Here is an 8,638-nt window from a genome sequence, read left to right on the forward strand (position 1 = left end):
GCGACCGGCGTTCGACGCCGGTGTCGCTGTGGCTTTTAGCTCCCGATTTCAATTGAAGCGGCAAGCGAGAATTCCGACACCAAAATCTCGGCTTACGATTTCAAGCGGAGGAGGGAAGGGGCAATTAAAGACCTGAAGCCTTGGTCAGATTTACGCGGAAGCGATCACGCCGGCGCTGATATCTGCGGGTCATCTCTGCGGACGCGTGCCCCAGCTGCTTCTGGACATATCGCTCGTCGACCTCGGCAGATGAGGCAAGGCCAGCCCGCAGAGAATGACCTGAGAACTTGAACGCGCGCTCGATCTCGCTGAGGTCGCTACGGACGCCGGCTGACATAGCAGTCCGTTTCACCAACCGCGCCACCTCCTTGTCGTTCAACCGCTCTGACCCGACAGCTTTCCCTTGCCCCGTCACCCTACGAAAAAGGGGGCCATGAGCCAGCTTAGCGAACTTGATCCAGGTCTCGATTGCGGCGACCGGGCAGGTTGCATCGGCCGAGCCGCGGCCGACCTCGACCTCTCGCCATCCGGTTTTACCGCGCAGGGTAATAAGCATGCCCTTGTCGAGGATCTCGATCCAACCGCGACCGTCCTCCGTCTGGTCGGCCTTAACGTCGAGGCCGACAATCTCAGAGCGCCGAAGACCTCCAGCAAAGCCGATGAGCAACATGGCCCGATCCCGCAGGCCGCGCAGCGAGCCACGATCAAGTGTCTCGATCATAGCGATGATATCCTCGGCCATGACCGCCTCCTTCTGGACTGGTGGTCGTGCATGGCTGTTGCGGATGCCGGCCATCACGGTGGCGATATGCCGGTCCTTGCGATCGAGGACAAGCCCGCGCTGGGCATAGTTCCACGACAGTGAGGAGAGGCGGCGCTCGACGGTCGACACCGAATTTGCCTTCATGCCACGCTCAGCCGTGCCGGAAGCGCAGGCGGTGATGTAAAGCCCGACCGTCTGCGGCTGCGGGGGGAGGGGAGTGAGGTTCGACCGCCGGCACCACGCTGAAAAATGCTTCCAGTCGGCTGCGTAGGCTTTGCGCGTATTGGCGGAACTGGCCGCTGCAACGTAGCCGCGGGCACGATCGGCAAGGTTGGCGAGATGAGCTGGTATCTCGTTATCGCCGACAAGAGAGGGGAGGGGGTCGTCGCCCGACGCCTCCGGTGCGGAAACATCATACCCAGGCGCCGTGCTGAGAGACGGCGCTGAGGTCTCGTCGAGGTGATTTTGGCCGTTTTGCTCGATGATTTGGCGCATTTCTCTATAATGACAAAAACGCCCGATAAGGCAAGATTATCGGACGTTTTTTCTTGCCAACATGCCGTGCGGTTTGGTGCGATATTGCTGGCATAAACCGCGCACCTGATTTATGGTCCGTCGTATGGATTCGCTCGCGCCCTCCGCTCCAACGGCCCCCGCCTGGTTGCCCCGCCTGCCGGGCTGGGCGCTGACGCGTGGCCATGACCTTAGCGAGTCCGACGCCGCCTTTGCTGCCGGTATCGCTCTGAAATCGCTCGACGATCTGATCCGCGCCGATCCGCCGTGGGTCGGCTGCTGGCATGATCGTCTCGCCCTCAGATCAGCCGCCGTCGCGGCGAAAATGTTCGGCCGCAATGAAGAGGAAAACGCTCTCCGCGACGCGGTCTTGCTCACCGTCGCCGGCGGCGATCCCGGTCCTGCCGGGAAGCTGTTTTTGGCCACACGATTGCTGACGCGCCGGTCCGGTACCACCGGCTCGCCGTTCGTCAGGGAACTGGCCGCGCTGCTGGACATCCACTGGGACGATCATCTTGCCGCGATCCCCGACCGGGTCGATTCCGCCGTTCAGTCTGGGCGAGCAACCCCCTTCGCGCTGGCGGATTTTTTGACGGCGATTTGCACAGCCCGTCCGGACGCCGAGGTGCTGGCCCTGGGGCTTGCCGAGGTCGTCCTGGCGCAAAGACTGAACTGGCCGAAATCCGTGCCGCTGCTGCTGCCCGAGCGGTTTGGGCCTGCCTTCCGAACGATCGGCGGCCGAGGTCGCATTCGCCCGGGCGAGTCGGCTTATCCAAAGGCGATCTGTTTGGGACTCGTCGACGGCGTGGAGGCCGCGCTGCGATCTGGTGGTGAAATCGATCGTCGCGCTGCCCGGCTGCTTGCTGTGGTGCCAAAAGTGCGCACCAAAGGCGCCGAGCCGGTGATCCGCAAGTTGCTTTGCGAGGACGCCGTGTCTGCTTCGACGTCAGGCAGCAGTCTGTCGCGCTGGGCGGCAAACCGGCTGTTCGAGCGTCTCGAAAGTTTCGAGGCGGTGCGCGAGCTCTCCGGCCGCTCTTCCTTCCGGATCTTTGGATTGTGACGATGGCGGGAGGAGGCGCAGCCAGAGCCCGCCGGAAAGCGAACGCCGCGGACGAACGTCTGTTTGATCGGGAGCTGGAAGACCTGCCGCCCGAGTTGCGCTGGCGGGAATGGATGATGCGGGTCGAGGCGGTGATCTTTGCCTCGACCGGGCCGGTCAGCCGCGAGACGCTCGCGCGGGTCGTGGGAAAAAACTGCAGCGTCGATCTGCTGATCGACGATCTTGTCGAGGAATTACGAGGCCGACCTTACGAGTTGGTGACGGTCGCCGGCGGCTGGCAGCACCGCACCCGGCCGCGCTTTGCCGACACGATCCGTGCGTCCTCGACCCCGACGCGGGGAGGGGCCGCGGCGCTGTCGGAGTTTGAGGCAATGGTGCTGATAGCGGTCGGATATTTTCAGCCGATCACGCGCGGTGAGCTGTCGAAGATCTTCGGCAAGGAGGTCAGTCGCGATACCATCGGCAACCTGCGTGGCGCAGGTTTCATTGGATCGGGTCCGCGGAGCCCAACGCCGGGGGCACCCTACACCTATGTCACGACCAAGCACTTTCTTTCAAGCTTTGGCATGGAGACGCTGCGCGACCTGCCCGACCTTGAGCGATTGGAGGATGCCGGACTGCTCAGCCGGTGCAAAATGGCGTCCGAACCACCGCATGAGGATCTGGAGTCATTTGAGGAATAACCAGCCTTCGCTCGGGCAGGCCAACTACACTTATCAGGCTTCGCGCCTTGACGTTGTTAGGCGGGAACACTCAGTAAGGTGGTTCGCACAACGAGGCTCGCGACAAGGCCAGGCCCGTCCTCGCGCATGGCAAGCGTGAGCCGCGCTCCTTGTCTTTCGGCCGCCGCTTTCGCGATCGCCAGTCCCAAACCGCTTCCCTCGCTGTCCTGAGGTCTCGCCCTGAAGAACCGTTCAAAGACGCGTGGCATCTCTTCTTCCGCGATGCCGGGGCCGGTGTCGCGGATTTCGATCCGGGCATCTTGCCCGGCGACGATCACCGCGACGTCGACTGTTCCGCTCGGCGGCGTGTACTGCACGGCGTTCTCGACCAGATTGTCCAGGATGACCTCGAAATCGGCAAGCGCACCAATCGCAATGGCCTCGTCTTGGCGCGTGATGCCAAGGTCAATCTCCCGGCTCTCCGCGAGCGGGGTTAGGCGCGCAACAGTGTCGAGCGCAAGCTGGACGAGGTCGATCGGCTGCGGCGCGGGCGCGGTCTCTTGAGCGTCGTAGCGCGCCAGGCGCAAAAGCTTGCCTACAAGGCCAGTGGCCCTGGCGATTCCGGCTTCGAGCTCGGTCAAACGCTGAGAAAATCGGCGGTCCCGGTCGTCGTGCCGAAGGTTGTCGATTTGAATCTGCAGTGCCGAAAGTGGTGTGCGCAATTCATGGGCTGCATCTGAGATAAACCGTCGCTGGCGCTCCAGTAACGCGCGGAGCCGGGCGAGTACAAGGTTGATCGAGCTCACGAAGGGAACGATTTCGGCGGGCACGTCGTCGATCGGAACAGGGTCGTCTGCCCTGGCGTCTCGGGAGGCGACTGTGACAGCGAGGCGATTAAGTCGCGCCATGATCCGATCGATGATCCAGCTCAGCGTCAGCAATGACAATGGAAGCAGAACGATGATCGGGAGCGCAGCTTGGAGCGCTGCACTGGCCGCCAGTTCCTGCCGGACGCTCATATCCTGTGAAACCTGAACGGTTCGATTCGACGTGGCGAGGGTGTAGACCCGCCAATTTTCTCGGGCAGTCGAAATGTCGGCAAACCCGGTCGCCTGTTGCCGAGGAATATCAACGTCGGGATGCGATAGTCGCAACGGCTTGCCGGCCACATCCCAGACCTGGATGACGAAGTCATCCTCGGGATCGTGCGGGGCACCGCTATCCGGACCCGTTGCTGGGGATGAACGCGTCTCCCCGACATAGAGCGCGATCTGCCGCAGTTGATTGTCCAGGAAGTCGGATGCCTCGTTCCGAACGAGGAGGTATGATGTCGCCGCCGCGCAGACGCCGATAATCGCCATCAGGCCGGCGAGCCATAAGAAAGCCGTGCGTCGGATCGATATGGTGTTCGTCACTTCAGGACCATCCAGCCGGCCCCTCGGACGTTTCGTATAATGTCCTTGTCGAACTTGCGTCTTACATAATGAATAAGCACGTCGACAGCGTTGCTTTCCACCTCCTCCCCCCAACCATAGAGCCTTTCCTCAAGCTGGGTACGAGAAAGAATGGTTCCGGGACGCTCCAGCAGTGCCTGAAGCAGTGCAAATTCGCGGGCTGACAAGACTTCGCCGTACCCACGATATTTCACCTCATGGCTAGATAGATCGAGTTCGATCTCGCTCGTATAAAGGATAGAAACCGCCTGACCGCCATGTCGGCGCAACACCGCTCTCATGCGTGCGAGCAGTTCTTTGAGCTCGAACGGCTTCACCAGGTAATCGTCTGCCCCGAGGTCGAGCCCCGCGACGCGATCGTCGAGTTCGTCACGGGCGGTGATGACCAGGATTGGCCGCTTGTCACCGGCCGTCCGCAGCGAGCGCAATATCTCCAGGCCCGATCGGCCGGGCAAGCCGAGGTCCAGCAACACAAGACCATGCCCGCCAACCGCAACGGCTTCGTGCCCGAGTTGCCCGTCACGTACCCAGTCTACCGACATTCCGGCATCGTCGAGGGCTTGCACGAGGGCCCGACCAAGCATGACATCATCTTCGATCACAAGAACACGCATGCTGCAAAGTAGCCTAAACGCGTCCGCCTGCACAGGAGTTGGTGCAGGCCGACTGCACTACGGCTGATCATCTAAGACCCTCCTAATTCTGCTGGCGTCACATGCCTTCTCGAGTTCGCAGAGGAGCGCTAATCATGACCGTCCGCTATCGCATATCCGCCGCATTAGCCGTGCTGCTCCTGGTAGCATCCGGCGCGTTTTCCACCGCTATGGCTCAGGAGAAACTCGTTGCACCCGAGACGAATCCGCCAGGTGACATCCCGGACAATCAGGTCTTCGTCAACTACACATATCCTGGCGGATTTGAACTCAAGGTTCCGGAGGGATGGTCCCGGACCGAGATCGACCATGGCGTTCGGTTCTTCGACAAATACGACGAAATAGATGCTACCCTTGGCACCGCGAGTGCTGCTCCAACGACGTCCTCAGCCAAAGCCGTCGAAATCCCGGAGCTCAAGACAGCCGGACACGGCGTCAAAGTCACCGCAGTCAGGGACGTAAAGCTCCCAGCCGGGCCGGCTGTTCGCATCAGCTATCTGTCGAATTCTGCGCCAAATCCAGTCACGAACAAGCAGATCAGGCTCGAGCACGAGCGCTTCATTCTGTTCAAGAATGGCAGGACGATCACGCTCGATCTTGCCGCACCGGCTGGGGCAGACAATGTCGACCAGTGGCAGTTGATCTCCAACTCTTTACAGTGGAGATGAGTATATGGGTGTACTGGAGGCGAGCGAGCTTTACCGTTTCTATCATGCAGGCGACGACGAAGTCGTGGCTTTGCGCGGGGTTGCCCTTACGCTCGATGCCGGAGAATTCACCGCGCTGAGAGGCCCGTCGGGCAGCGGGAAATCGACGCTGCTTGCCTGTCTTGCCGGGCTCGATGAACCGGACGGCGGCGTGGTGTCTGTCCTTGGCGTGCGAATGACCCGACGCCCCGAGCCGGAGCGGGCTCGGCTTAGGGCTCGTCATTTCGGCATGCTCATGCAGTCCGGTAATCTGTTCGATCATCTGACGGTGCGGGCCAACATCGGTCTCCAGATGGAGATTTCCGGCCACGACCGACCCGGCGAGATCGATGATCTTGTCGGCGGCCTGGGCCTCGACGGCCTCGCCGACGTATTACCTGCCCACCTTTCGGGCGGCGAAGCTGCGCGCGCTGGCTTAGCAGTGGCGCTCGCGGCAAAACCACAGATCCTCCTCTGCGACGAGCCGACCGCCGAAGTCGATGCAGCGACAGAACAGCTCGTGATAAATCGCCTCATCGAAAACTGCCGGAGCGGCGCCGCCGTCCTGGTCGTGACGCACAGTGCAGCGCTCGCCGCGCGAGCCGATCGCATTATCAATATCCGGGATGGAGGCATCGTGCGTGACTAAGACCTTGGTCGTGGCCTCCGATCTGTGGCGCAGCTTCCAGCGCGAGCGAGGCGTCGTAGCGGCGGTTCAGGGCTGTTCCTTCAAGATTGACGCAGGGGAAACCATCGCCATCATGGGACCTTCGGGTTGCGGAAAGACGACGCTTTTGAACCTGATCGCAGGGCTGGACGTGCCAAGCTCAGGACGAATGGAATGGCCCGGGCTTGGTTCGTCCGGCACGTTGCGCCCCGAGCGGATCGGCGTCGTCTTCCAATCCGCGAACCTGATGCCCGCACTCACCGCCGTCGAGAACGTCGAGCTACCGATCCTTCTCGGTGACGGCTCCGAAGCCGAGGCGCGCGCCCTGGCTGCGCTTGCCACTTTCGGCGTCGAAGCGCTTGCGGGAAAGTTGCCAGAGCAGCTCTCGGGCGGCCAGGCTGAGCGGATCGCCGTAGCGCGAGCCATTGTGACCAATCCGGAATTGATTGTCGCTGACGAGCCGACAGGTCAACTCGATCAGGCTGGCGCTGGGATACTGGTCGACCGGCTGCTCGCCTGGGGGCAGCAGACTGGAAGCGCCATCATCATCGCCACGCATGATGAGCGCATAGCGGCAAAGATGAATCGCATCTGGCGGATGCGTCACGGCAAATTTGATAGAATGGACGAGAGGCCCGCATGTATAGGCACTGGTTGATCGGACTTGTGCGGACCCGTTCCGGCCGCCTCGTCGGGACCATCGGCGGTGTAGCGCTGACGGTTGCCTTCATCGCGTGCCTTGGTGCCTTTTTGCAATCAAGCGCGACCGAGATGACGGCACGGTCGGTCGCCCAGGTGCCCGTCGACTGGCAGGTCCAGTTGCTGCCGGGGGCGGATCATAGTTCAGTCGAGGCTGCGATCCGGTCGGCCGCGCGGGTTACCGGCTTGCAGTTGATCAACTATGCCGACGTACCAGGCTTTGAGGCGAACACGGGAGGCACCGTGCAGACCTCGGGTGGCGGCACGGTGCTTGGCATCGGACCGGGCTATTTCGACCAATTCCCGGCACAGGTTCGACGGCTCGTAGGATCGGTCGAAGGCGTCCTGATAGCGCAGCAGACTGCCGCCAATCTGCAGGTCGCGGTGGGGGATCAGGTCACTATCAATCGCCACCAAGCGCCCGATATCAGCGTGACGATCGCCGGCATCGTCGATTTGCCGAACGCCGATGCGATGTTTCAGGTGATCGGTGTCCCGGCTGGCGCCGCACCGCAAGCCCCGCCCGATAACGTTCTGCTGTTGCCGATGTCTCAGTGGCAGCAGGTGTTCGAGCAGCAAGGCGCCAGCCGGCCCGACACCATTCGGACCGAGTTCCACGTCAAACTCGATCATCGTGATCTGCCCTCCGACCCGGTCGCTGCGAGCACCTGGGCAACTGAGCGCGGCCACAAATTCGAGGCTCGCACCGCTGGAGCCGCGCTGCTTGCAAACAACCTGGCGGCCCGATTGGAGGCAGTCCGCGAGGATGCCCTTTATGCGCGGCTGATTTTCCTGTTCCTCGGGGCCCCCGGGGCCATCCTCGCCATCCTGCTTACGCTTGCCGTAGCCGGAGCTGGGCGGGACAGGCGCCGCCGCGACCAGGCTTTGCTGCGCTTGCGCGGGGCAACGGTCGATACAATTCTTCGCTTGGCTGCCGCTGAAGCGGCAGTTGCGGGCGTCGGCGGTGCGATCCTCGGTCTTCTCCTTGCCGCTCTGGCCGCGAGTTTTATCCTCGGGATGGCGCTCGTGAGCGGCGCGGCGGTTCCTTTGCTCAGCGCTGTGGCGGTCGCGGGGATCGCGCTCTCGCTCGCAGCGATACTGGTCCCCGCCTGGCGCGATGCCCGTGGCTCGACCATTGCAGCCGCCCGGCGGCCAATCTGTAATGACCGGACACCGCTCTGGGCCCGCTTGTATCTTGATGTGATGCTGCTGGCGCTGGCAGCGATGCTCTACTGGCGTTCGGCAGCGAGCGGATACCAGGTCGTTCTTGCACCCGAAGGCGTGGTAGCGGCGGCGGTCGACTACACCGCTTTCCTCGCTCCTTTGTTGCTCTGGACCGGCCTGGCGCTATCGGCCATGCGGCTCGCCTGGGCCGCGTTGCGCCAAGGCCGGCCGGCGATCGCCATAAGCTTGCGACCCGTCGCGGGTCGTCTCGCGGAGGTGGTGGCCGCGACATTTGGACGGCAAGGTCCGCGACTGAC

General features: G+C 62.4%; 9 protein-coding genes. 6 read left to right on the plus strand and 3 right to left on the minus strand.

Features of this window, described 5'->3' with window-relative positions; translation table 11 throughout:
• Nucleotides 1–124: 124 nt before the first annotated feature.
• Nucleotides 125–1,258 (minus strand): site-specific integrase, encoded by a 1,134-nt coding sequence (locus tag FHT29_RS27125; protein WP_168600516.1) that lies wholly within the window; start codon nucleotides 1,256–1,258, stop codon nucleotides 125–127.
• A 124-nt stretch (nucleotides 1,259–1,382) separates the two neighbouring features.
• On the opposite strand from FHT29_RS27125, the gene FHT29_RS27130 reads away from it, so the two are divergent.
• Both FHT29_RS27130 and FHT29_RS27135 read left to right on the plus strand, forming a co-directional pair.
• A complete protein-coding gene (locus tag FHT29_RS27130; RefSeq protein WP_246703136.1) occupies nucleotides 1,383–2,336 on the plus strand; it encodes a DUF1403 family protein in 954 nt (317 codons plus the stop codon).
• Nucleotides 2,337–2,338: 2 nt separating this feature from the next.
• Nucleotides 2,339–3,019, plus strand: coding sequence for an SMC-Scp complex subunit ScpB (locus tag FHT29_RS27135; protein WP_168600518.1), 681 nt, complete (start codon nucleotides 2,339–2,341; stop codon nucleotides 3,017–3,019).
• Between the two features lie 56 nt (nucleotides 3,020–3,075).
• Here FHT29_RS27135 and FHT29_RS27140 read toward each other — a convergent pair whose 3' ends face one another.
• Entirely contained in the window at nucleotides 3,076–4,359 is a 1,284-nt protein-coding gene (locus FHT29_RS27140) for an ATP-binding protein (RefSeq protein ID WP_168600519.1), read from the minus strand.
• A gap of 50 nt (nucleotides 4,360–4,409) precedes the next feature.
• Nucleotides 4,410–5,066, minus strand: a complete 657-nt coding sequence (locus FHT29_RS27145; RefSeq protein ID WP_168600520.1) for a response regulator transcription factor — start codon at nucleotides 5,064–5,066, stop codon at nucleotides 4,410–4,412.
• Nucleotides 5,067–5,200: 134 nt separating this feature from the next.
• Here FHT29_RS27145 and FHT29_RS27150 point away from each other — a divergent pair, with 134 nt between their 5' ends.
• The 4 genes from FHT29_RS27150 to FHT29_RS27165 all read left to right on the plus strand — a co-directional run.
• Complete coding sequence (locus tag FHT29_RS27150) at nucleotides 5,201–5,773, plus strand: hypothetical protein (protein ID WP_168600521.1); 573 nt, start codon at nucleotides 5,201–5,203, stop codon at nucleotides 5,771–5,773.
• A 4-nt stretch (nucleotides 5,774–5,777) separates the two neighbouring features.
• Nucleotides 5,778–6,440, plus strand: coding sequence for an ABC transporter ATP-binding protein (locus FHT29_RS27155; protein ID WP_168600522.1), 663 nt, complete (start codon nucleotides 5,778–5,780; stop codon nucleotides 6,438–6,440).
• Nucleotides 6,433–7,116, plus strand: a complete 684-nt coding sequence (locus tag FHT29_RS27160) for an ABC transporter ATP-binding protein (protein WP_348644896.1) — start codon at nucleotides 6,433–6,435, stop codon at nucleotides 7,114–7,116. Before FHT29_RS27155 ends, FHT29_RS27160 begins: the two co-directional genes overlap by 8 nt.
• The coding region (locus FHT29_RS27165; RefSeq protein ID WP_348644897.1) for an FtsX-like permease family protein at nucleotides 7,098–8,638 on the plus strand (1,541 nt) is incomplete at its 3' end. The genes FHT29_RS27160 and FHT29_RS27165, both read left to right, overlap by 19 nt.

The sequence above is a fragment of the Rhizobium sp. SG741 genome (genome assembly GCF_012275435.1).
Taxonomy (GTDB): Bacteria; Pseudomonadota; Alphaproteobacteria; order Rhizobiales; family Rhizobiaceae; genus Rhizobium; species Rhizobium lusitanum.